The organism is Aestuariibaculum scopimerae (assembly GCF_059428085.1).
Genome location: NZ_CM182089.1, coordinates 355,811 through 379,696, shown reverse-complemented (window position 1 = coordinate 379,696; position 23,886 = coordinate 355,811). Strand labels below are relative to the sequence as shown.

The window sequence follows — 23,886 nt, the reverse complement described above, 5'->3', positions numbered from 1 at the left end:
ATGGAATTCTTAGGAATTTCGTTTGTTGAATGGGTTGGATATGCAGCCATGGCCACAGTCTTAATCTCATTCTTAATGAAATCGGTTGTTAAGCTACGAATAGTAAATGCCTTAGGGTGTTTACTATTTGTGCTTTATGGTTTTTTGCTAGAACCATACTCTAAGCCTATTATAATTACCAATACTGCCATTCTTTGCATTAATCTGTATTATTTATTAAAAAAATAACAGATTTATATGGTGTAAAATTTCTTACGAATTAAGATTGTATTTGTGTTGTTACACGAAATGATTTTGTATATTTGATTCCTTGAAAAGGGTAACGAGTTGAACATCTCGTTATTTGTAAATTGCATACTCTTGAGATTAAACCATCTAAATTACTGAAACAGGTAAACTTTATATTAATTGAAAAAATTAATAGATTATATAAAAACTAACGTTTTAATTAAAGTTACTTCGTTGCAAATGGCTTCTGTGCTAACCAGATTGATTGCTGGGTTATTAACATCAAAGGCCATAGCCGTATTTATAGGACCAACTGGTTTGGCTTTGATTGGTAATTTGAGAAATTTTGTAAGTGCTTTTCAAACCATGTCAATTTTAGGCACTTATAATGGTTTGGTAAAGTATATCTCAGAGTTTAAAGACGATGTTGAAGAACTCAGCAAGACCATATCTACAGTATTCTATTTAGGGTTTATATCAACAATTCTGGTGTCATTTTTCTGCTACTTTAACGCAGAATTTATTAATGACTTAATTTTCCCTTCTTATAACAATTACGCCTACGTTATAAGAATTTTTGCTATTGTATTGCCATTTTATGCCTTGAACATGTTTTCATTTTCAATAATGAATGGCTTTTCCAAATACAAAATTCTTATCATAATTAATATAATAGGTCAGATATTAAGTGTATCCGTTGCCTTACTTTTAATTTATCAAAATAGGATGGAAGGTGCTTTAATATCGGTTGTTATTGCAGAGTCGTTAATCTTTTTAATCACCTTGGTAGGTATAACAAATAGGCGTAGTTTAGTGCCGTTAATAAAAGTGAACAGTGTAAGTTTTGATTTTTTAAAAAAGATGAGCACATACTCGCTCATGACACTTTTTACAGCTGTTTTGTTGCCATTTATAACCATAGCTATCCGTATGTACATTATTGAGAATGTAGGTTATAAAGATGCAGGTTTTTGGGAGGCCATGACAAGAATATCTAAGTATTATTTAATGTTAGTTAGCTCATTGATGGCGCTGTACATCTTGCCAAGATTTTCTGAAATCGAAGATGTTAAGGAGTTTAGGAAAGAGGTTTTTAGTTTTTACAAAACAATAATTCCTATATTACTTATTGGGCTAATACTAATATATCTATTAAGATCTTTTATTGTAAGTTTTATTTTCACAAATGAATTTAAGCCCGTTGAAAATTTGTTCTTATGGCAATTGTTGGGAGATTTTTTAAAGGTATTATCAACCGTGATTGCCTACCAATTTTTAGCCAAAAAAATGTTTTGGCATTATATTTTAACAGAAGCGTTTTTAATTATAATTTTATATACAACAAGCATCTATTTCATCGATCTTTTTGATAGTGTAACAGGTGCGGTTGTGGCACATTTTGTGAGTTATATTATGTATTATAGCATCATTTTATTCATATTTGGGAGTTCGCTTTTTGGGGTGCCAAGGGAATAAGAAGTCTTAATGAATCATTTTAAAAGTTTGCACCGTGAACTTTTATAGCGTTTGATGGTTTTATTTTTTAATTTTGAATGTAAATATATATTATGCAATTTTTATATTTCGATCCAGGTTTAGGAGCCATGATAGTTCAGGCGATTGTAGCGGCTGTAGCGGGTGTTTTAATGTTTTCAAAAAATCTGGTTTACAAACTTAAAACGTTTTTAGGTATAATTAAGAAAGACGATTTCTATGAAGATATAGATATGCATGATTCTGATTTTAAAAATGAATCCAAAAGCGATAAATAAACTAAATCACTCAGCTTCTTTTAGGGATCCCTCCGGTTCCATTTTTATTGAAGATGGGATTATTAAACGTAGTATCAACCCAATCTACTTTAAACAATACAGAACTTTAATTGAAAAAGGTTTATTTGATAAATTATTTGCGTCAAGATTACTCATAAAGCATGAAGAGCTAGCTGCCAATGATAAACAAATAATTATACAGCCAGAACAAGTTTCTTTCATAACATACCCTTATGAGTGGAGTTTTAACCAATATAAAGAAGCTGCTTTAATAACACTTAAAATTCAAAAGTTCTGTTTGGATAATGATATGTCTCTTAAAGATGCTTCTGCCTTTAATGTGACATTTCATAAAGGAAAAGCAATTTTTATAGATACATTGTCCTTCGATTTTTACAAAGAGAATGAGCCTTGGAGAGCATATAAACAATTTATAACACATTTTTTTGGCCCACTTCTTTTAGCTTATTACCATGGGGCAGATGTCTTAAAATTAATGAAAAACTATATTGATGGTGTACCTGTTAAAGTATTGTCTTCCATGTTGCCTTACAAAACAAAATTTAGTCCTTTAATTTATTCAAATATACATTTATTAGCAAAGTATGAGGACAGCTATCAAAAGGGCGATCAAAAAAACATAAAAAAAGCATCATTAGGAAAGAAAGGACAATTAGCTATTATTAAAAGCCTGTATGATTATATACAACGGTTGGATTGTAAAGGACGCTCTGAATGGGGAGATTATTATAATAAAATTAATTATTCGGAATCGGCATTTATTCAAAAATCAAATATTATAAATCTGTGGGTAAATCGGCTAAATACAAAAACCTTAATTGATATTGGGGGAAATGATGGCACTTTTGTTAGGGAAATTAACAAGCCCATAGCACAGGCTTTAGTGTGCGATATAGATAATAATGCGGTAGATTTAAATTACAAAGCCTTAAAAAGTAATAAAGAAAATTATATTACGCCTTTTATTTTAGATGTGCTAAATCCCTCCCCATCTTTAGGATTTAATAGTAAAGAACGCCAGTCTTTTTTGGATAGAATAAAAGTTTTTGGACCGGAATTAACAATGGCTCTGGCTATTATTCACCACATATCATTGTCCGGTAACATTCCATTTGCCATGTCTGCTGAGTTTTTTGCATCATTTTCTAAATATTTAATTATTGAGTTTCCAAAACGGGAAGATTCTTGGGTAATAAGATTATTAAATGCTAAAAGAGAGTTTAAAACGCATTTTAATTTTTATAATGTCCAGTCTTTTGAGCAGGCTTATAGCACCTTTTTTAATTTAATTGAAAAACAAGAGATTAAGGATTCCGAGCGCATAATATACTTGTTTAAGAGGAAAAATGATTAGGAAGCTAAGGACACATATTTTAAATTTTATAAAGAGTTCGAATAATCCTCCATTACTTATAGGCTTATCAGCTGGGCTTTATCCATTTTTAAAATACTATGATTCTAATTTTACCTTAGTCAATTCATTAGAACATTTAATCGTATTTGTTTCATTGTTTTTATTAACTCCTGTATTTCTATCGTATTTAGCTAAAAAAACAGCTATTAAGATACATCTTATTAAAAAGTATAAGAAACTCTTACTGTCACTTGTTAACTTTAATTTTTTTATATCACTTGTAATTATAAGTACCTGGGGAATCAAAAAGGAAAACTTGATTTTAGGTATACTCATTGCTACATTGAGTAGCTTTTTATTAAAAAATTATCTTAAGAAGGTAGTTGTTTTTCAGTTATTAATGGCGGTATTAATTGTGCCAAAATTAGTTCCGGACCTATACAGTCAATGTTTTATAAAAAATGATTGGAGCCATTTAATGGATGACATTAAAAATGTCAAATTTAAAGAGAAACCAAATATTTATTTTATTCAACCAGACGGCTATGTAAATAAAAAGACTTTAGAAAATGAATTGTATAAATTGGACAGTGATTTGTATGACTGGCTTGGGCAAAAAAACTTTAAGGTTTACAGTGACTTTAGGAGTAATTATCCTTCTACTTTAGTCTCTAATGCCTCTATGTTTACAATGAAACATCATTATTTTGGTGAGACTTTGTTTCCTTCATTAGAGATGCCAAATGCCAGGTCAATAATAAATGGGAATAATGCCGTAATAGAAATCCTCAGAAATAATGGTTATACAAATCATTTTATAGTTGAAGATGAATACTTTCAACAAAATTTAGTAGACAATAAGTACGATTATCATAATATTTCATTAAAAGAAATTTCTTTTTTTAGCAATGGCCAGAACATAAAAAGAAGCGTTTATAATGATTTTGAAAATGTACTCAATAGTCATATGAATGCTGCAAATCCCAAGTTCTTCTTTATTGAAAAACTCATTCCTCATCATGTACATTTTAAAGCGTCTATTAATGTTGAGCGGAAAGCGTATTCAAAAAAAATAAGAGAAGCCAATGTTTGGATAAAAAAAATGGTAAATCTTATAAATGAAAAAGACCCGACAGGAATAATCGTTATTGTTGCAGACCATGGTGGATGGGTTGGCATTGAAAACTATAAAGATTTTCATTTAACTACAGATAAATTTTGTGTTAATTCTATATTCAGTACTTTGTGTGCTATTAAATGGGAAACATAGACAGTCCGGAATATGATAAAGCATTAAAAACTAATGTGAACATATTCAGAGTCTTATTTTCTGCTTTAAGCGAAACACCTTCCTTTTTAAATTATTTGGAAGAAGATAGTAGTTACCAGTTGCGTAGAGAGAATTTATTTATGTTGGGCGTGTATAGGTTAATTGACCAAAACGGAAATATAATTAATGAAAATATAGAAGAGCACAATCTATGAGTGGGTTTAAGGTCTTTCAGTATACTCCAGGTTTTTACAGTCAATGGAATCTCTTTGTTGATGAAGCTAAGAATGCCACGTTTTTGTTTCACAGAGATTTTATGGGATACCATGCCGATAGATTTGAAGACTTTTCATTACTCATTTTTAAAAAAGATAAACTGGTTTCAATATTGCCTGCAAATAGGGTTGGGAATACAATTTTTTCTCATCAGGGTTTGTCTTATGGCGGATTAGTTTTAGGCTATAAGAGTACCTTTGCAGATGCTTTGGGTATCTTCGAGTCTGTTTTAAAATATTTAAAACATCAGGGTATAAAAACAATGAAATTAAAGTTGCTTCCAAAAATATATCACTCATTACCCAGTGATGAAATAGATTATATTTTGTTTAAACTCGAAGCGAAACTTTATAGAAGGGATATTACAACTTCAATAGACCAATTAAATCATTTTAATTTAAATTCATTAAATAGAAAAAGAAATTTAAAAAAAGCCAAACAATCCAATTTAACCGTTGGGGAAACACAAAATTTAGAGGTCTTTTGGTTACGAGTTTTGACCCCTAATTTAAAAATGAAATTTAATATTTTGCCAGTACACTCTTTACAGGAAATAGTGTCGCTAAAACACAAATTTCCACAGAATATAAGGCAGTTCAATGCTTACTCTGATGAGGGTGTTGTTGCTGGAGTTACAGTTTTTGAAACAAAACATGTTGCACATTTACAATATATTTCCAGACTTAATGAAGAGCGTTCCATAGGAGCGCTCGATCTTATATTGGATTATATTATCAATAATGTTTACAAAACAAAGAGGTACTTTGATTTTGGAATATCTAATGAAGAAGAAGGTCGTTTTATCAATGAAGGGTTGCAAAGGTGGAAGGAAAGTTTTGGAGGGAGCTCTATTTCAAGTGATTTTTATGCGATAGAGGTAGCTAACTACAAACTTTTAAAAAATGTCTTTATATGATTAAGTTCCTGGATCTTTATAAAGTAAATAAACGTTTTCAAGAAGAGTTTAAAAATGAGTTTCAAATATTTTTGGATTCAGGGAATTATATTTTAGGTGAGCAAGTTTCGAAATTCGAGACAGAGTTTGCGGGTTATTGTGGTGTTCAGTATTGTGTAGGGGTTAGTAATGGACTCGATGCTCTTAAATTAATTTTTGAAGCATATAAGGTACTGGGAATACTTAAAAAAGGCGACGAAGTGTTAGTCCCGTCCAATACCTACATAGCATCCGTGTTGGCAATAAGCAATTGTGGACTAAAGCCAATATTGGTAGAACCGGACTTGAGTAGTTTTAATATAGACCCTCTGGGGTTGGAAAAGGTTATATCTTCTAAAACAAAAGCTGTTTTAGGAGTGCATTTGTATGGAAAATTATACGATGTAAATCAACTGGAAGCTATTTGCAATAAACACAACTTGTTACTCATTGAAGATGCTGCCCAAGCACATGGCGCAACGCATGTAGATGACCGAAAAGCCGGTAATCTATCCCATGCTGCTGCGTTTAGTTTTTATCCCACAAAAAATTTGGGAGCTTTAGGCGATGGTGGTGCTGTTACAACCAATAATAGTGAATTGGAACAAGCAATAAGAAAATTGAGAAATTATGGAAGGTCTTCAACTTATGAATACGAGATTAAGGGAAATAATTGCAGACTGGATGAACTTCAAGCCTCTTTTTTAAGAATAAAACTAAAGTATATTGACAGCGATAATACGGATCGGCAAAAAATGGCCAAATTTTATTCAGATAATATTAAATTAAACGATATAGTGCTTCCCGAATATGGCGATTTGACATCTCATGTTTTTTACCAGTTTGTTATAAGACACCCGGAACGGGACAGACTAAGGAGGTTTTTATTGAAGAATGGTATCGAAACACTCATCCATTACCCGATACCCATACACAAACAAAAAGCATACAAAGAATGGAGTCATTTAACATTGCCTGTCACAGACATAATCCATAAAGAGATTATAAGTTTACCGTTAAATGTAACGTTGACCCAAACGGAAATTAGTAAAGTAACTTCAGTAATAAATAAGTTTCATTGAATCTGTTTAATAAACATAAGGATTTATTTTTAATAAAATTATTTTCGGTTAATTTTCTGGGAGTTTTTAGTAAATCACTACTAGTGATTATTTCACAAAAAATAGTCGCTGTATTTTTAGGTCCGGAAGGTATGGCATTGGTTGGTAATATGAAGAATGCCATTGCTTTACTAGGCTTGGGGTCTACCACTGGTGTGGACCAGGGAGTTTTAAATTATCAATCGAAATACGAAAATAGAAAGCACTTATTGCAAAAGCTGTACGGAACCTCTTTGGCTTTTAGTTTAATAGGTAGCATAAGTATGTTTTGTGTCTTGTTTTTTTGGGCCAAATTTTGGAGTAATTATTTATTTAATACACCAGACTACAATTATTTATTCATCATTTTATCTTTCCTGACTCCTTTTGCTGCAATTTATAACTTATGTTTCAGTATCATCAATGGGCAATCCAATTATAAGAAAGCCACCATAATTTCATTCATTTCTCATGCTTTTTCAATCTTGTTGGTGCTATCGTTGGTTACTTATTATAAATTATCAGGTGTATTATTAGCAGTTACACTAACACCTGTTCTACAATTATTGACCTTGTCTGTTTTTGCTAAAAAAGAAATATTGTTGCTTTTTAAAAGTAGAGTACGACTTAATAAAGTATTCAGATCAAAATTAATGGGTTTTGTTATAATGTCTCTTGCAGCAGTACTTTTAAGTAATGTTGTTGATATTGAATTGAGAAACTATCTAATAGATAAACTTTCAAAAGAAGAAGCTGGATACTGGACAGCTATTTCTAGTTTGTCAAATTATTATTTATCCTTCATGCCAGGTTTTTACATGCTTTATTTATTACCAAAATATGCCCAAATTGAAAATTTTAAAGCGTATAAATTAGAATTGATACGTATTTATAAAATCATCATACCAGTGATTGTATGCTTATTTATTGGAATTTATATATGCAAGGATATTATAATTAGTATGCTGTATTCAAAGGCATTTTTACCTATGAAAGAACTTTTAAAGTGGCAGTTGGCTGGTGATTTAGTGAAAGTTATTGCGGTTATCATGGCATATCAATTAGTAGCTAAAAATAAGTGGAAGTTATTTATATTAACAGAAGTTGTATCCTATGGTTTGTTGTATTTTTTTGGGATTTATTACATGGAAAGATTTGGAGTTGAAGGTATAGTATTTGCTCACTTTATGCGTTACATGTTATATTTGTTAATTATTGCGTGGTCGGTTAAATACACGTTCAAAAAAAATATCATGTAATTTGGAAACAAGTAAGGTAAAAATGTTGGATATACCAATAATCAAGGATATTAGAGGTAATCTAGGAATAATTGAAAAGGATGTAGTACCTTTTAAAATAAAACGTCTGTATTATTTGTTTGACGTACCCAGTGGTTCAAATCGTGGAGGGCATGCTCATAAAGAATTAAATCAGTTTATAGTTGCCTTAAGTGGTAGTTTTGATGTAACAATAAAAATAGGGACTGAAGTAAATAAGATTACACTTAATAATCCTGCAAAGGGGGTGTTAATTAGTTCATGTATTTGGCGGGAATTGGATAATTTTTCTTCAGGTGCTGTTTGTTTGGTAGTAGCATCAGATGTGTATAAGGAAGAAGATTATATATATGATTTTGATGAATACCTACTTTATTTTTCTAAACATGGATTGAAGTCCTCTGAAAAATGAAAATTGACTTGATAAATAATTAAAAAAATCAATGCTGCTTCTATGACCTTTAAGATTAGCATACATAGTTTTACCAAGCAATTTATCACCAAAATAGCCGGCTAAATAAAGACAACTTTTATTCGATATTTTTAGGTGATCTGATAATACTTCTGGGGGCAGGTTGTATTTTTTTGAAAAAAATGTTACCAAATGCAGCATTTGTCTGTTCAGTGTCAATTGTAATTTAAAGTCTTTTTTATGACTGTATGAATCAGCATGGACTCTATATACACTTAAAGAGTCATTAATTCTATCAAAAGGCGTGTGCATTATTAAGTCAACTAATATTGGGTAATCCTCAATAGTAATTTCCATTTTTATATATTTTTCAAAATCTACATATTTTAATAAGTATGTTTTACTGTAACAAATCCCCACTGGATATATTTGACCGGTTAGTACCAGGTGTTTATAATGTTTTTCAGGGCAGCTTATTTTAGATTTGTTCTCAAATTTTTTAATAGTATTGGTTTTTGTAAATACCTTGTCAAAGCCACTATCAACAAAACCGAGTTCGGGGTTTTTTTGAAAGACTTCAACCATTTTTTGTAGAGCATAGTTTTCCTTTAAATAGTCGTCCCCGGCAATATCAAAAACATAATCACCTCTACAACGATCTAGTGTGTCTTTAAAGTTTTTTAATATTCCTAATCGTGTTTTGTTTTGCTTGTAATTTATAAGATTGAGGTGCTTTTCAGCATATAAATTGAGTATGTTAGGAGTATTATCAGTCGAGCTGTCATCACCTATTACAATCTCAAAAATAAAAGAAGTTTTTTGGTTTAGTATAGATATGAGGGTTTCTTCAATATAACTTTCGCAATTATAGGTTAAAAGGTGTACGGAAAGTAATGGTTTTGAATTCATATTTAAAAAGAAGAAATTCTAATGTTTTTTCTCAAAAGAAAACATTTAAACTTATGAAGTAAAATAACAAAAAGAAAAGGACTTTTAATTAAAACGCGTTGTTTGATAGAAAGGTTTTTAAAATCGATGCTTTTAAATAAAGCGTTCATCTTTTCTTGGTTTTTTTCTAATTTATATTGATATGCGAAAACATACCTATAAACATCTATAAACTTTTTTATAGATGGAATGTCCTTAATTTGTTTTTCATAATAATCCAAATCGGGAATTGTTTTTCCATGAATTCCATTTCGAGTAATTTGGTTGGGAACATTAAAATTTTTTTCAATCCCTGCTATGTAGTAATAGGCTATTTCAAACTTACAGCAATATTTTAAGTAAAAATCAATATCCTCAGCGTAGTTGATTTTAGGGTCGAAAACATCATATTGACCAGTGATGCTTTTTTTAAAAGCTAAAGAACTTGGACAAAATATAGATTGATATACGTTTGCTTTGAAAAAATCATCAATTTTAAAATATTTGTCCTTTAACCTTTTGGGAATATTTTTTTTAGGCTCTAAAAAAAAGTGATTGCTATGTTTTTCTAAATAATCTGTACCATAAATGCTTGCTTCCGGAAACTTGTCGCATAAGACTTTTATGTTTTCAAGGTAATTTGGAAACCAAATATCATCAGCATCAAGTAGTGCTATTATTTTTCCTTTTGCAAGACTAATGCCTTTGTTTCTGGTTTCAGAGAGTCCTAATTGCTTATCGTTTTCAATTATTTTAATTCTCCTATCATCTATGCTTTTTGCCCTGTTTAAGCCATTATCAGTACTATTGTCATTTATCAAGATAACCTCAAAATTGGTAAATGTTTGATTTGTAACACTTTTTAAAGTGTGCTCAATGTAGTCTTCTTTGTTGTATAACGGAATGATTACAGAAAAAAAAGGTCTCATTTTTTTAAAGATATATAACAAAGGTAAAATAACCTGTAGAAGTCAAAAATAAATAAACTTGGTTGGGATGAATTTAATTTTCTTCTAAAAAAAACATGATGTTTTTTGTATAAATGAGCAAAAAAATAATTTAAATAAAACTTTTTGCTCAAAATGTAAGCTTTGTTTAGCGTTGTATAATTTTTTGGTATGAGGTTGTTATCAGCCAGATACGCTAATGCTTGAACAGAATCTAAAGATTTATTTAGAAATGTTTGATTTTTTTCAATACCCAGATGGTAAACGGGGTTTTCCAAGTGCTTAATACTTATTTTATTCGTTTTGAGACTATAAGAGAACAAAGTATCCTCATGCCTTAAATTGGGAATGCTCTCATTGAATTTTGTATTATTAAAAACATCTTTTTTAATTAGGAAATTGAGAGTTAAAAATCTTAAATAAGGCTTTTTATTTCTTTGCGTAACATTCAGTGCTTCTCTTTTATTTCCATAAACCCAACGTAGCGTATATACTTTTTTGGGTCTATTAAATTCGTATTTTATGCCTCCATAGATCACTTCTGTATCATGGGAAATATTATTCAGATAATTTTCAATAAAATTATCTTTTATCGGCATGGTATCTGCATCCAGAAATAATAGCCAATCAAACTTCGCATTCCTAGCCAATAAATTTCTAATAGAGCTACGGCCTAAATTATTTGTTAATTCTTTAAATAAACAATATTCAAAGGTATTAATGGCGTTGTTTTTTTTGTTTAAGTCAGAATTAGAGCCATCATCATATACCAATATTTCGAAAACAATGTTGCAACTTATACATTGGGCGTGCAAATTTTTTACTAGATGAGTTGTGTAATGATTATATGTTGGAATTAGAATAGATAACATTATTTAATGCCAATTAAGACCATTTCATTCGGATTATAGCCAAAATAGGCATGATTTTCAATAGTATTAAAACTTCTTTTTGTAACTCTAAATCCATCATTTTCAAGCCTTTTTTTCAACCCATCAACCGAATAAACCCGCACGTGGTCTTCTTGGCCAAAATGTTTTAATCGGTCTTTAGGCAAGACAATAGTTTCATCTTCATAAATGGCACCTTCCTTAAAAGGGGTTTGCAAATATACTGTTCCTTTAGGTTTTAAAACCCTATGAAGCTCAGAAATAGCTTTTTTATCATCCAAAACATGCTCTAAAACATGATAACATATGATGCTATCAAAGGTGTCGTTATCTTGATTTATAGAAGTGATGTCAAAGGCATGATCTGCCAGAAACTCGTTATTAAAATCAGAGCTTATATAATGGATGTTTGGAATGCGTATAAGTTTTCGATACAGACTTCTCGAAGGTGAGAAATGAAGTATATTACCATTTAAAGCGTTGTTTTCTTTAAGTAAACTCCAAAGTGCTCTATTGCGGGATAGACTACCACAGTAGGGGCAAAGTAAATCGCCATCTTTTAAATTAACAAAACGCCTTAATTTTTTATTACAAATATTGCATTGGTACTTATTTCCAGAATAAAACAGTCCATAGCACTTTCTAAAAAACAATTCATTTTCAAAAAGGAATTTTTTTGGAATTACAGAACGAATAATTTTTTTAAGGAAATAATACATAAAAAATCACCCCTTCCGTTGCACGACCTCATAAACCTGATTCTCGTCACATTTCAATGTTTTGCTTGGGTATTTTAAAAGCAACGCATAATCATGTGTAGCCATCAAAATCGTATTGCCATTTTTATTGATGTCTTGTAATACCTCCATAACCTCAATACTGGTTTGGGGGTCTAGGTTACCTGTAGGCTCATCGGCAAGAATTAATTCAGGATTGTTAAGCAACGCCCGGGCAATGGCAACACGTTGCTGCTCGCCACCAGAAAGCTCGTGGGGAAATTTAAAGCCTTTGGTTTTCATGCCCACTTTGGCTAAAACTTCTTCCACACGGGTATTCATCTCTGTTTTATCTTTCCAGCCCGTAGCTTTTAAAACGAACAGTAAATTCTCGTTAACTGTTCGGTCGGTGAGGAGTTTAAAGTCTTGAAAAACCACCCCTAACTTACGTCTTAAAAAGGGAATCTCTTTTTCCTTCAGGTGTTTTAAATCGTAATCCACAATATGACCTTCACCTTCAGTTAAAGGTAAATCCCCGTAAAGCGTTTTCATAAAACTACTTTTACCCGTACCCGTTTTTCCAATTAAATACACAAAATCACCTTTGTAAACTTCAACGTTAATGTTAGACAGCACTAAACTATCGCCCTGGTAAATAGAAGCATCTTTTAATTGTAAAATAGGATTGGACATAAAAGAAATATATTTTTTAGTGTTTGTAAATGTATTATATATAACTTAAAACCTGAAAAATTAGTTTAAAAAGTTTTAGTTTATGATTTTTATATCTGAAAGGAAACCTCTTTTACTCTAAAGGAAGTTGCCAAAACCATTTTTCCGTTTTCTGAAAGCTTAAAAGAAGTTTCTTTTTTTAATATTTATAAGGGTGATAATTCAATTTTAATAACTCGGTTTATAATTATAGCACGATTGTTGCGTTATAAGGTTTATATTAAATTATCTTTGATTTTTAAATTAAAAAAAAGCGTTAATGACTATAAAAAACAGTGTTTCCCTCTTGGTGGCCATAAGTTTTAGCTTTCAAATAATAGCCCAACAGTCTGCCACCTATACCAGCAATTTAGTAGATTACCAAAAAGCCATTTCACTATATAACAATCAGCAATATCTAGCGGCCCAATCATTGTTTGGAAGCGTGCAGAAAACAACAGATGAAGATATCCTACAGTCAGAATGCGCCTATTATATTGCCAATTGTGCCGTGCGGTTAAACCAACAAAACGCCGATAGATTGGTAGAGGATTTTGTAAAAGATTATCCAACAAGTACCAAGCGCAACACAGCGTATGTAGATGTGGCCGATTATTACTTTGTAAACGGAAAATATGCCTACGCCAGAAAATGGTATGATAAAGTAGATGAAAATGCATTAAGCAGAAATGAAAAAGAAAAGTTTAACTTCAACAATGGCTATTCAGCCTTTTCTGTAAAGCAATATCAGGATGCCAAAAAATATTTGTCGCGTGTAGAAAACTCTAAGGAATATGGCTCTCAAGCTAAGTACTACATTGGTTATATGGCTTATGAAGGGGATGATTATGATCAAGCCAATCAGTACTTCGATCAAGTGAGTGACCAAGAACGCTATAAAGAAAAACTGTCCTATTACCAAGCCGATTTAAACTTTAAGTTAGGTAATTTTGAGAAAGCCATAGCGTTGGCAAAAGCCCGTTTAGATGATAGCGATGCCGCCGAAGTATCCGAACTTTCAAAAATCATTGGTGAAAGCTATTTCAATCTAGAACAATACGCTGAAGCCATTCCTTACTTAGAGGCTTATAAAGGTAAAAGAGGTAAATGGAACAATACCGATTTTTATCAATTAGGGTATGCCCACTACAAGCAAGGTGATTATGAAAAAGCCATTTCAGAGTTCAATAAAATTATAGGAGGAAACAATGGCATTGCCCAAAATGCGTATTACCATTTAGGAGAAAGTTATATACATGTTGATAAAAAGCAAGAAGCTCTCAATGCCTTTCGATATGCATCGCAAATGGATTTCGATTTAAAAATCCAGGAAGATGCCTGGTTAAACTATGCTAAAATAAGTTACGAAATAGGAAACCCATACCAATCGGCTCCACAAGTATTGGCAGCTTATCTAGACAAATACCCTAAGACGAGCTACAAAGAAGAAATAGAAACGCTTTTGATAGACTCTTATATTACTTCAAAAAATTATCAAGAAGCACTTAAGCTATTGGAAGGTAAAAACAGTTTCGAAAATAAAGTTGCTTATCAAAAAGTGGCCTTTTATAGAGGATTGGAGTTGTATAACGACAGTAACTATTTAGAAGCCAAATCGTTTTTTAACAAATCCTTAAAAGAACCCAGAGATGTTACTTATACCGCAAGAGCCACATTTTGGAAAGCGGAATCTGATTATAACCTGAGCAATTTTGAAGACGCTTTAATTGGATTTAAACAATTTAAACAATTGCCATCGGCTGCTTCAACACCAGAATTTAAAAATATAGATTATAACTTAGCCTATACTTATTTCAAGTTGAAAAGCTATGAGCAGGCAACCCAGTATTTCAATCAATTTGTTTCTAATGGAAAGGACGACAAAGTTAGATTGAATGATGCATACCTGCGTTTAGGGGACGCCTATTTTGTTTCCAGTGAATACAGTAATGCAATTAAGGCTTATGAAAATGCCATAAAGTTAAGTGCCATCGATTCCGATTATGCCTTTTTCCAAAAAGCCATTAGTGCAGGTTATGTGGGACAAGGTTCCAGAAAGATTAAAGAATTGGAGCAGTTTATTGCAGAGTATCCAAAATCGAAGCTTCGTGATGATGCAATGTATGAGTTGGGTAATACCTATGTAAAAGCCAATGAAACTCAAAAGGCCATGCAAATGTACGACCGTTTGAACTCAGAATACCGAATGAGTTCATTTGTGCCTAAGGCATTACTGCGTCAAGGTTTGGTGTATTACAATGCCAGTGAAAATGAAAGAGCGTTGGTTAAATTTAAGCAGGTAGCCAGTGATTATGCAGGAACTCCAGAAGCAGTTCAGTCAGTATCTACGGCCCGATTGATTTATATTGATCTGGGGCGTGTTAACGAATATGCTAGTTGGGTAAAAACCTTAAACTATGTAGAGGTTACTGATGCGGACTTAGATAATGCTACTTACGAAGCAGCCGAAAAGCAGTATTTAGATAATAATACCGATAAAGCCATATCGCAATTTAATGGGTATTTAAATGAATTTCCTAACGGACTCCATGCATTACAAGCCCATTTTTATATAGCACAACTTTACTATAAAAAAGATTTGTTGGCCAATGCTGCACCACATTATAAGTATGTAATCGAAACATCACAAAACGAATATACCGAAGAAGCCCTTTCACGTTTATCACAGCATTATTTAGAAAATAAAGATTGGAATCAAGCCATACCTTTGTTAAAACGTTTGGAAGCAGAGGCGAACTTTCCCCAAAATGTGGTGTTTGCACAATCCAATTTAATGAAATCCCATTATCAATTAGAACATTATAATGAGGCAGTAGCCTATGCCGAAAAAGTACTTTCAAGTTCTAAAATAGATAATAAGATAAAGAGCGATGCCCATATTATTATAGCACGATCTGCTATAAAAACAGGTGATGAGGCTAAAGCAAAAGAGGCCTATGCTAAAGTAGAGGGTGTTGCAACTGGTGAAACAGCAGCCGAAGCCTTATATTATAATGCCTATTTTAAAAACAAAGCAGGTAACTATGAAGCATCAAACCAATCAGTGCAAAAATTGGCTAAAGATTTTTCAGGATATAAATATTACAGTGCTAAAGGCTTAGTACTTATGGCCAAGAATTTTTATGCATTGGATGATGCATTTCAAGCAACGTATATTTTAGAAAGCGTAACCCAAAACTTTAAAGAGTTTAATGATGTTGTAACAGAAGCTAAGGCACAATTAAGCATTATAAAATCTGAAGAAGCCAAGACAAATGCATCCATTCAAACAGAAGGAAACTAAACAAATCGTCAATCGTAAATCGTAAATCAAAAAACCTATGCGTAAGCACATAAAACATATAGTAGCAAACCTGTTTTTATTAACCCTAACCACCGTTGTTTTTGCTCAAACAAACCCTAAAGATACCTTAAATACTGGGGTTATAGATGTTGTTAAACCATATACCCCAACCATATCAGATGCTTTTAAGGTAAAAGAAACGCCAACCATAGATGATGAAACCACAGAAACCAAAAAAGAAATTAAGTACAATATTTTTTCGTTTCCCGTAGCATCTACATTTACACCTGCAAAAGGAAAAGCAGCCGTGGTAGAAAAAGCCAAACCTATTAAATTATACGATAACTATGCTACTTTAGGGGTAGGTACTTATACAACTATTCTTGGTGAAGTGTATTTAAATCATGCTATTAGTAGAAATGAAAGCTTTGGAGGGCATATAAGCCACCATTCCTCACAAGGTGGTATCGAAGATTTGGTGTTTGATGATAATTTCTCCAATTCCAAAATAAATCTTAACTATTCTACCCGATTAAGGGATTTGGCTTGGAATGTTGAAGCCGGTTTTCAGCAACAGGTTTATAATTGGTATGGTGTGCCAGAATCGCAACTCCAAGATGCTGAAGATAATGTAGATGGTGTAAGTCACGCTTTTTATGATGCACATTTTGGTGGCGATATCACGTTTCAGGATACTTACATTAATTCCGGAAGTTTCTTTTTTAGACGCTTTGGCGACAACCAAGGGTCTGGAGAAAATCGTTTTGTAGTAAAATCAAAAGTAGATATCCCTATTAATGACGAAGAAATATCTACAAAACTGGTTGTAGATTATTTAGGAGGCAGTTTCGATAGAAATTATGATACTGAAGATGAGCTTAAATATGGCAATTTACAGGTAGGCTTATCACCAACCTATCAATTAAAGCAAGACGATTTAACCCTTAACTTAGGAGTGTCAATATACTATTTAAATGAGAGAATAACAGGAGACAACAACCTTTATGTATATCCAAATATCACTGCATCTTACCGCTTGGTTAGCGATGTGTTAATTACCTATGGAGGCATAGAAGGAAACCTTATTCAAAACTCATATTATGATTTTGCCAACGAAAATCCATTTGTGTCTCCAACCTTAATGGTAGAACCAACAGACCAATTGTACAATGCTTATGTAGGATTAAAAGGAAAAATATCAAGCAACATGAGCTACGACATAAGTGGTCATTATTTCGCTGATAGAAATAAAGCATTATTTAGAAACAATGATATTACCAAGACCACACAAACCTATTCTTATGGAAATTCCTTTGGTATTGTATATGATGATGTTGATACCTATAGTGTGGCAGGAGAAATAAATGTAGACGTTAACAGAAATTTTAAGCTTGGTATAAAAGCAGAATATTTTAGTTATTCTACTGATGATGAAGCCGAAGCGTGGAATTTACCAGATTTTAAAGGGTCTTTCTTTTTAGATTATCAAATTAACGAACATTGGTTTACAGGAGCTAACCTCTTTTATGTTGGTGAGCGTAAAGACCAATTTTTCTTGAACGATCCTAATATTGCATCTACACCATTCACCGTAATATTAGATAGTTATTTTGATGCCAATGCACACCTTGGATATCATATTAACGATCAATTTTCTGTATTTGCAAAGGCAAATAATATAACGAACAAAGGATACCAACGTTGGCAGAATTTCCCGGTACAGAGTTTACAGCTTTTAGCGGGAGCAACATACAAGTTCGATTTTTAATACATTCCCGCGAAAGCGGGAATCTTTTTTATTGTAGTCGTGCCAAATAATCAAAATGCTCTCCTTCAACAACAAGCTCACAACCAAGCCCAACCGTATCACAGGCCAGTTGTAAAGTGTCAAAATCCAAATACAACCATTTCAAGGGGACTTCATCGTTTCCTTTATAACTTATAAAATAATCCAATTCACCATAATAACCTGCATGCGCATTCATCCAAAAGCCACCATCCTCATCCTCATACATATATTTAATATCCGAAGAATCAATTAAGATTTGTCCGTTGGGATTCAACAGCCCTTTCAAATGGCTAAGGTATTTAGAAACCTGTGTCACCTCCTGAAAAATCCCCGTACCATTCATCAATAACAAAATCGTATCGAATGTTTCCGTTTCTTCCAAAAGGTTTTTAACTTCTGCATGCTCTACACCACGTTGTTTAGCAACATCAATAGCTCCTTTAGAAATATCAATAGCCTTAATATTAAGTCCTTGCTTTTGTAAATACAGACTATGGCTTCCGGCCCCACAACCCACATCCAATACCTTGCCTTTTGCCAGTTTCAATGCCTGTTGTTCCAGTTTAGGCATATCCTTAAAGTCACGGAACAAATAGGGCAGGGGCAACACATCCTCATCAGAAATACTGGTTGCAGTAATGATGTCCTCTGTATAATGGCCACTATGAAAATCCAATAAAGCTTTTCCAAATAGATCTTTCATAAAAAACAGTATTTTTGCACCATGCAAGACATTATAAAAAATCTTCCAAAGCTTGCCAAAGATAAGCATAAAGAGAACAAAAAGTTCTTTAGTAAACTAAAAAGCAAGCCGCCTAAGGATTTGGATTATATCATGCAGGAACTGCACGAAGATGAGTTTAGGCAAACAGATTGTTTACAATGTGCCAATTGCTGCAAAACAACGGGACCGTTGTTTACCGATAAGGATATTGAACGCATTGCAAAGTTTTTTAAATTGAAGCCAAAGCAATTTATTGAGCAATATTTGCATATAGATGAAGATAATGATTATGTGCTGCAAAGTGTTCCCTGTACCTTTTTGGGTGCCGATAATTACTGTTCTATTTACGATGTAAGACCTAAGGCATGTAGAGAGTTTCCTCATACCGATAGAAAAAAGTTTCAGCAAATCTCTAATCTAACTCTTAAAAACGTAGCAATATGCCCTGCGGCATTTAACATCGTAGAGAAGATGAAAAAGCGAATCCGTTAATCATAAATCAAATACTTCGCGCGCATCTTTCTGAAAGCCTCTAAATCTTCCTGCCAGGTGGCTTTTATTTCTTTTTCACTCAAGCCCGCCTCAATCTGCTTTTGTAATTTATCAGTGCCCGCATGTTTGGTAAAATTCTCAGTATTAAAAAACAACGATTTGTTTGTACAGTTTTGGTAAGCTTTAATCACCCACTTTAAAGTCATTTCACAATTAACCTTTGCATCTTTTAAATCCTCACCATAGCAAAGTTTATCCTGATGTTTTGGGTACTTGGCACCAAAATTTGCAACGGGTGTATAGTTAAAAGCAAAAACCTGTTTGTTTAAAAAAGGAGCACCATAGCGTTGAAATTGAAACTCAGTACCTCTGCCTGCATTAATGTTAGTGCCTTCAAACAGTCCTAAGCTTGGGTATAGGGCAATGGACTGGTCGTTTGGAAGGTTAGGCGAAGGCCTAATAGGTAAGCTGTAAAACCTATCGTGGTTATAATGCTCCATAGTAATAATTGTAATATTACATTGCAATTTGTTTTCTAACCATTTTTCGCCATTGATCATTTGGGCATATTCACCAACGGACATGCCATGTACCAAGGGAATGGGGTGCATCCCCAAAAAGCTTTTATTTTGGGGTTCTAAAGTAGGACCATCTACATAACAACCGTTGGGATTGGGCCTGTCCAATACAATTACGGGAATGTTTTGTTCGGCACAAGCTTCCATAATATAGTGTAGTGTAGAAATGTATGTGTAAAACCGAACACCAACATCCTGAATATCAAAAACCATCACATCAATTCCTGTTAGCTGTTCTGGTTTAGGCTTTTTATTGTTTCCATAAAGGGAAATAATGGGAAGTCCCGTTTTAGCATCATGGCCATCTTTAACATGCTCACCGGCATCTGCATGCCCCCTAAAACCGTGCTCGGGAGCAAAAACGGATTTAATGTTAACTCTTAAAGCAAATAAGGAATCTACAAGGTGTACATAAGTTGTGTCACCCTTAAAAATAACACTTGTTTGGTTAGCCACAATACCTACTCTTTTTCCCTTTAAAAGTGGTAAATAACGTTTTGTTTGGTTGGCACCAACGATGATTTTTGGTTGAGACCCCTCAACGGAGCCTGCCTTGAGCGGAGACGAAAGGCTCGGGGTGACATTTGTAGTGGGTTGGCTTTTTTCGTCTTTTGATTTAAAAACGTTTCCACAAGAAATCATTACCAAAACAAATAATAAAACTGTATTTTTGAAAACATTAAACCGCATAGTGTATTTTGAATTACGAGTATTTTATAGCTAAACGCATTATTGGTAGTAAAGCGTATAAAAGTAGTATATCGGCACCAATAATAAAAATTGGCATTGCGGCTATTGCAATAGGAATTGTGGTGATGATGATTGCCATTGCAACGGGCATTGGTTTGCAGCAAAAAATACGCGATAAGGTGGTGGCTTTTAATGGTCATGTTACAATTACTAATTACGATAGTAACAATTCACAGGAAAGTCTGTTTCCCATTTCCAAAAAGCAAGATTTTTATCCCAAATTTAAAACTGTTAATGGCGTAAAGCATATTCAAGCAGTTGCTACAAGATTTGGTGTTATACGTACTGAAACCGATTTTGAAGGTGCTTACCTAAAAGGTGTGGGTGGGGATTATGATTGGAGCTATTTTAAGGATTTTTTGGTAGCTGGTAAATTGCCGGATTATACCCAAAAGCGAAATGAAGATGTCTTAATATCACAGTATCTTGCCAATAGGTTAAAATTTAATGTTGGAGATTCATTTCAAATGGTGTTTCCTAAAGATGATGCCGAAAAACTGCCCAATATTATAAAATATAACATTGTGGGAATCTACAATTCAGGATTTCAAGATTTGGATGCCCAATATGTTATTGGAGATATTCGCCATATTCAGCGTATAAACCGTTGGGAAGATGACCAAATAGGGAACTTTGAAGTTTTTATTGATGATTACGATGCGTTGGCCCAAAAGGGTATAGAAATCTACCAAAACACACCTTCTAAATTAAACACCCAAACCATTACTGAAAAATATGCTTCTATCTTTGAATGGATTAGTATTTTTGATAAGAATATATATGGTATTATTGGCATTATGATACTGGTTGCTGGAATAAACATGATAACAGCCTTATTGGTTTTAATATTAGAGCGTACACAAATGATTGGAATTTTAAAAGCATTAGGCAGTACCAATTGGAGCATTCGTAAATTATTTTTATACAATGCTAGTTACTTGATATTGTTGGGGTTACTTTGGGGCAATATCATAGGTCTAGGCCTGCTCTTGGCGCAAAAGTACTTTAAATTATTTCCATTGGATCCTAGTGTGTATTATGTTACCGAAGCTCCAGTTTACATTAGTGTTACCTATATTGTAGCTTTGAATATTGGCACTTTAGTATTGTGTGTGTTAATGCTTTTGGTGCCATCGTATATTATTACTAGAATATCACCTGTTAAGGCAATTCGATTCGAATGATTTTTTAACACTTTGTTACGAAAAATAGAACCTTAAGTTCATCGGATGGTTTTTGCAACTTGCCAAGAGGAATAACTCAACTTAAAGTTATATTTGGCTCCAAAAAGTATTGATACTTTAATATTTCCAAACCAATACTCCGGCAGTTTCAATAGATTTATTTCCTATTAATATTTCAGAATTGGCAGGTAAATTCATTTCATAAACAGTATCAGAATAATTTACAGCAATGCCAAAACCATCCCGGTAATCTACCATAACTCCTTTTGGGTAATTTTCAATGGCAATATGCTGTTGGTTATATAATTGGGTTAAAACCGCTTTCTCAAGATCTCCATTTTTAGAGTCCACTCCAATATAAGTTACCGTACCTTTACCTAATTTACGAGAAATAACTGCAGGGGTTCCTGCATAGAAATCGTCTTGGTATGTGGCCCATATCTCGGTTTCCTTATTAGGCTTTAATAAATCGCCCCAACTTACCCAAGTATAATCTTTTTGATTAAAATTAATTTTACCTGGTGCATGAGGCATTAACAAATCATACGATTCAATTTCAGAGCCAATAAGTTTCCACATGGGTTCGTAAAATTTGGCTTCCCATAGATGGCCTTTACGGTTTTGAATACCCGAGCGACAACTTAATACCAAATGACCTCCTTTTTCGGCATAATTGGTTAGTTTGTTAATCATTTGTTCATCAATCATTTGATAGGCCGGGGCAATTAAAACCGGGTATTTTGAAAAGTTGGTTGAGTCGCGAACAAAATCTACAGGAGCTCCAAACGATTTAAGGGCTTTATAATATTTTAAAAAGTGAGCTTCGGTGTGCCATTCTTTGGTTTGTTTGTTTAAGTTAATGCCCACAACATTGTCGGGGTTAAATAAAATTCCTGTTTTGCGTTCTAAATAAGGTTTTGGCAATGGTGCTTTTGGGCGGTATGCTTGGCGCAGTAAACGAATTTCATTTATAAACTGACTGAACTCTAAACCTCCCAAGGTAGGTGTAACACCATCGGGACCTACAATACCATAATGGTATTGCTCGTAGCCATATAAAGGCGCTCGGTAACGATAGGTACAAGTAAATTTACTGCCACCGGCAAATACATGCCATAACCACATACGCATGGCACCAGGTAAGGGCTGCGGATTAATTTCTCCCCAGTTTACTTGCCCTGGTTGTAATTCCATAACCCCGTATATGCCTTTAAGGGGGCGAAAAAAATCATTAGCCATAGCTATACGGGCATATTCGCCAACGCGATAGCCATGTGTGCCAATTCCTAAATCGTTGCCATATACCATATAACGTGTATAGGAATCAAAATCCAACTCTTTACTCATCCCAATATAACCAACATCGTACATGGGAATATAGTTGCTGGTAATCCATTGGTTTTTAGTAGCGTATTCACGTATTTTACTGGCTTGTGCGTCTAGAAATGTTGCTGTTTCATGGTCGCCAAATCTATAATGGTCTAACCGCGCATGTAAGTTCATGCCCCACTGTTTATGCAAAGGCAGGTTAATTTCATTAAAATTGCTGTATGTACCACTCCAAAAATTATTGCCCCAAGCTTCGTTTAGGGCCTCGATGGTTTTATATTTTTCTTTTAACCATTCTCGATAGCGTTGTAGGGCATCGGCTCCGTAATCTAAAGCACGACGGGGTTCGTTGTCGAGTTGCCAACCAATAATGCGTTTGTCCTTACCATATTTTTTTGCCAATTGTTCAATCATTTTAATTGAATAGCTACGGTAGTAATTACTGGAAAATGTAGCATGTTGTCTTGAGCCATGGTCCATTTTAGTGCCATCTTCACTGGTAATAAGCACATCGGGATATTTGCGAACTAACCACACAGGAGGCGTTGCAGTAGAGGTGCACATTATAACTTTTAAATGGTGTTTGTCTGCTATCTCTAATGCTTTATCCAACCATTTAAAATTGTAAACGCCTTCTTCTGGTTCTAATTGTGCCCATGCAAATTCACCAAAATGGGTGAATTCAAACCCCATATCTGATATGTTCTTTAAATCACGGTCCCACTGTTTGGGATCCCAATGTTCTGGATAATAATATACTCCAACAGTAGTAAGCTCTTTAGCTGGAAAAAAATGATCAAAGTTTTGAGAAAAGACTTGTGTGCTTAAAAGGATTCCAAAACAAACAATGGAAAATTTTTTAAGCAAAGTTATGTTACTAAGCATCATGGTTGTTTAGTTA

Annotated in this window: 22 protein-coding genes; 14 read left to right on the top strand and 8 right to left on the bottom strand. The window is 33.3% G+C overall.

Translation table 11 applies throughout. The annotated features are described in order from the left end of the window. The 10 genes from AC5SR4_RS01755 to AC5SR4_RS01710 all read left to right on the top strand — a co-directional run bounded on the left by AC5SR4_RS01755 (position 1) and on the right by AC5SR4_RS01710 (position 8,644). The gene (locus AC5SR4_RS01755; protein WP_495357821.1) at positions 1 to 228 is read left to right on the top strand and encodes a uroporphyrinogen decarboxylase; all 228 of its coding nucleotides are present in this window, start codon (positions 1 to 3) and stop codon (positions 226 to 228) included. A gap of 180 nt (positions 229 to 408) precedes the next feature. Continuing rightward, positions 409 to 1,704 (top strand): O-antigen translocase, encoded by a 1,296-nt coding sequence (locus tag AC5SR4_RS01750; RefSeq protein ID WP_495357820.1) that lies wholly within the window; start codon positions 409 to 411, stop codon positions 1,702 to 1,704. Positions 1,705 to 1,796: 92 nt separating this feature from the next. After that, on the top strand, positions 1,797 to 2,000 hold the full coding sequence (locus tag AC5SR4_RS01745; protein WP_495357819.1) for a hypothetical protein: 204 nt from the start codon (positions 1,797 to 1,799) through the stop codon (positions 1,998 to 2,000). Then, on the top strand, positions 1,978 to 3,375 hold the full coding sequence (locus AC5SR4_RS01740) for a class I SAM-dependent methyltransferase (RefSeq protein ID WP_495357818.1): 1,398 nt from the start codon (positions 1,978 to 1,980) through the stop codon (positions 3,373 to 3,375). The genes AC5SR4_RS01745 and AC5SR4_RS01740 overlap by 23 nt, the downstream gene beginning before the upstream one ends. Next, the gene (locus tag AC5SR4_RS01735; RefSeq protein ID WP_495357817.1) at positions 3,368 to 4,645 is read left to right on the top strand and encodes a sulfatase-like hydrolase/transferase; all 1,278 of its coding nucleotides are present in this window, start codon (positions 3,368 to 3,370) and stop codon (positions 4,643 to 4,645) included. Before AC5SR4_RS01740 ends, AC5SR4_RS01735 begins: the two co-directional genes overlap by 8 nt. Then, positions 4,633 to 4,860 (top strand): hypothetical protein, encoded by a 228-nt coding sequence (locus tag AC5SR4_RS01730; protein WP_495357816.1) that lies wholly within the window; start codon positions 4,633 to 4,635, stop codon positions 4,858 to 4,860. The genes AC5SR4_RS01735 and AC5SR4_RS01730 overlap by 13 nt, the downstream gene beginning before the upstream one ends. Beyond that, complete coding sequence (locus tag AC5SR4_RS01725) at positions 4,857 to 5,837, top strand: GNAT family N-acetyltransferase (protein ID WP_495357815.1); 981 nt, start codon at positions 4,857 to 4,859, stop codon at positions 5,835 to 5,837. Before AC5SR4_RS01730 ends, AC5SR4_RS01725 begins: the two co-directional genes overlap by 4 nt. Further along, positions 5,834 to 6,937, top strand: coding sequence for a DegT/DnrJ/EryC1/StrS family aminotransferase (locus tag AC5SR4_RS01720; protein WP_495357814.1), 1,104 nt, complete (start codon positions 5,834 to 5,836; stop codon positions 6,935 to 6,937). Before AC5SR4_RS01725 ends, AC5SR4_RS01720 begins: the two co-directional genes overlap by 4 nt. After that, positions 6,934 to 8,214 (top strand): O-antigen translocase, encoded by a 1,281-nt coding sequence (locus AC5SR4_RS01715; protein ID WP_495357813.1) that lies wholly within the window; start codon positions 6,934 to 6,936, stop codon positions 8,212 to 8,214. The genes AC5SR4_RS01720 and AC5SR4_RS01715 overlap by 4 nt, the downstream gene beginning before the upstream one ends. 22 nt (positions 8,215 to 8,236) lie before the next feature. After that, a complete protein-coding gene (locus tag AC5SR4_RS01710) occupies positions 8,237 to 8,644 on the top strand; it encodes a sugar 3,4-ketoisomerase (RefSeq protein ID WP_495359143.1) in 408 nt (135 codons plus the stop codon). On the opposite strand, the gene AC5SR4_RS01705 is transcribed toward AC5SR4_RS01710, so the two are convergent. Genes AC5SR4_RS01705 through AC5SR4_RS01685 form a run of 5 tightly spaced genes read right to left on the bottom strand, consistent with a single transcriptional unit; the run spans position 8,600 to position 12,817 of the window. After that, positions 8,600 to 9,553, bottom strand: coding sequence for a glycosyltransferase family 2 protein (locus tag AC5SR4_RS01705; protein WP_495357812.1), 954 nt, complete (start codon positions 9,551 to 9,553; stop codon positions 8,600 to 8,602). The genes AC5SR4_RS01710 and AC5SR4_RS01705 overlap by 45 nt on opposite strands. A 2-nt stretch (positions 9,554 to 9,555) precedes the next feature. Next, positions 9,556 to 10,500, bottom strand: a complete 945-nt coding sequence (locus AC5SR4_RS01700) for a glycosyltransferase family 2 protein (protein ID WP_495357811.1) — start codon at positions 10,498 to 10,500, stop codon at positions 9,556 to 9,558. Beyond that, on the bottom strand, positions 10,497 to 11,390 hold the full coding sequence (locus AC5SR4_RS01695; protein ID WP_495357810.1) for a glycosyltransferase family 2 protein: 894 nt from the start codon (positions 11,388 to 11,390) through the stop codon (positions 10,497 to 10,499). Before AC5SR4_RS01695 ends, AC5SR4_RS01700 begins: the two co-directional genes overlap by 4 nt. Then, entirely contained in the window at positions 11,390 to 12,127 is a 738-nt protein-coding gene (locus AC5SR4_RS01690; protein WP_495357809.1) for a class I SAM-dependent methyltransferase, read from the bottom strand. The genes AC5SR4_RS01695 and AC5SR4_RS01690 overlap by 1 nt, the downstream gene beginning before the upstream one ends. Before the next feature lie 6 nt (positions 12,128 to 12,133). Further along, a complete protein-coding gene (locus tag AC5SR4_RS01685; protein WP_495357808.1) occupies positions 12,134 to 12,817 on the bottom strand; it encodes a cell division ATP-binding protein FtsE in 684 nt (227 codons plus the stop codon). 298 nt (positions 12,818 to 13,115) lie between these two features. On the opposite strand from AC5SR4_RS01685, the gene AC5SR4_RS01680 reads away from it, so the two are divergent. Continuing rightward, on the top strand, positions 13,116 to 16,139 hold the full coding sequence (locus AC5SR4_RS01680; protein ID WP_495357807.1) for a tetratricopeptide repeat protein: 3,024 nt from the start codon (positions 13,116 to 13,118) through the stop codon (positions 16,137 to 16,139). Positions 16,140 to 16,176: 37 nt separating this feature from the next. Further along, positions 16,177 to 17,907, top strand: a complete 1,731-nt coding sequence (locus AC5SR4_RS01675; RefSeq protein WP_495357806.1) for a TonB-dependent receptor — start codon at positions 16,177 to 16,179, stop codon at positions 17,905 to 17,907. 28 nt (positions 17,908 to 17,935) lie between these two features. Here the strand turns inward: AC5SR4_RS01675 and AC5SR4_RS01670 are convergent, their stop codons facing one another. Further along, complete coding sequence (locus tag AC5SR4_RS01670) at positions 17,936 to 18,631, bottom strand: class I SAM-dependent methyltransferase (RefSeq protein WP_495357805.1); 696 nt, start codon at positions 18,629 to 18,631, stop codon at positions 17,936 to 17,938. 21 nt (positions 18,632 to 18,652) lie between these two features. Here AC5SR4_RS01670 and AC5SR4_RS01665 point away from each other — a divergent pair, with 21 nt between their 5' ends. Next, on the top strand, positions 18,653 to 19,144 hold the full coding sequence (locus AC5SR4_RS01665) for a YkgJ family cysteine cluster protein (protein WP_495357804.1): 492 nt from the start codon (positions 18,653 to 18,655) through the stop codon (positions 19,142 to 19,144). Here the strand turns inward: AC5SR4_RS01665 and AC5SR4_RS01660 are convergent. Next, the gene (locus AC5SR4_RS01660; protein ID WP_495357803.1) at positions 19,141 to 20,412 is read right to left on the bottom strand and encodes an exo-beta-N-acetylmuramidase NamZ family protein; all 1,272 of its coding nucleotides are present in this window, start codon (positions 20,410 to 20,412) and stop codon (positions 19,141 to 19,143) included. The genes AC5SR4_RS01665 and AC5SR4_RS01660 overlap by 4 nt on opposite strands. 8 nt (positions 20,413 to 20,420) lie before the next feature. Between AC5SR4_RS01660 and AC5SR4_RS01655 the strand changes: the two genes are divergently transcribed. Continuing rightward, positions 20,421 to 21,656 (top strand): ABC transporter permease, encoded by a 1,236-nt coding sequence (locus AC5SR4_RS01655; protein ID WP_495357802.1) that lies wholly within the window; start codon positions 20,421 to 20,423, stop codon positions 21,654 to 21,656. Between the two features lie 117 nt (positions 21,657 to 21,773). On the opposite strand, the gene AC5SR4_RS01650 is transcribed toward AC5SR4_RS01655, so the two are convergent. After that, positions 21,774 to 23,873: a beta-galactosidase gene (locus AC5SR4_RS01650; RefSeq protein WP_495357801.1), complete on the bottom strand. Its 2,100-nt coding sequence runs from the start codon at positions 23,871 to 23,873 to the stop codon at positions 21,774 to 21,776. Between the last annotated feature and the right edge of the window lie 13 nt (positions 23,874 to 23,886).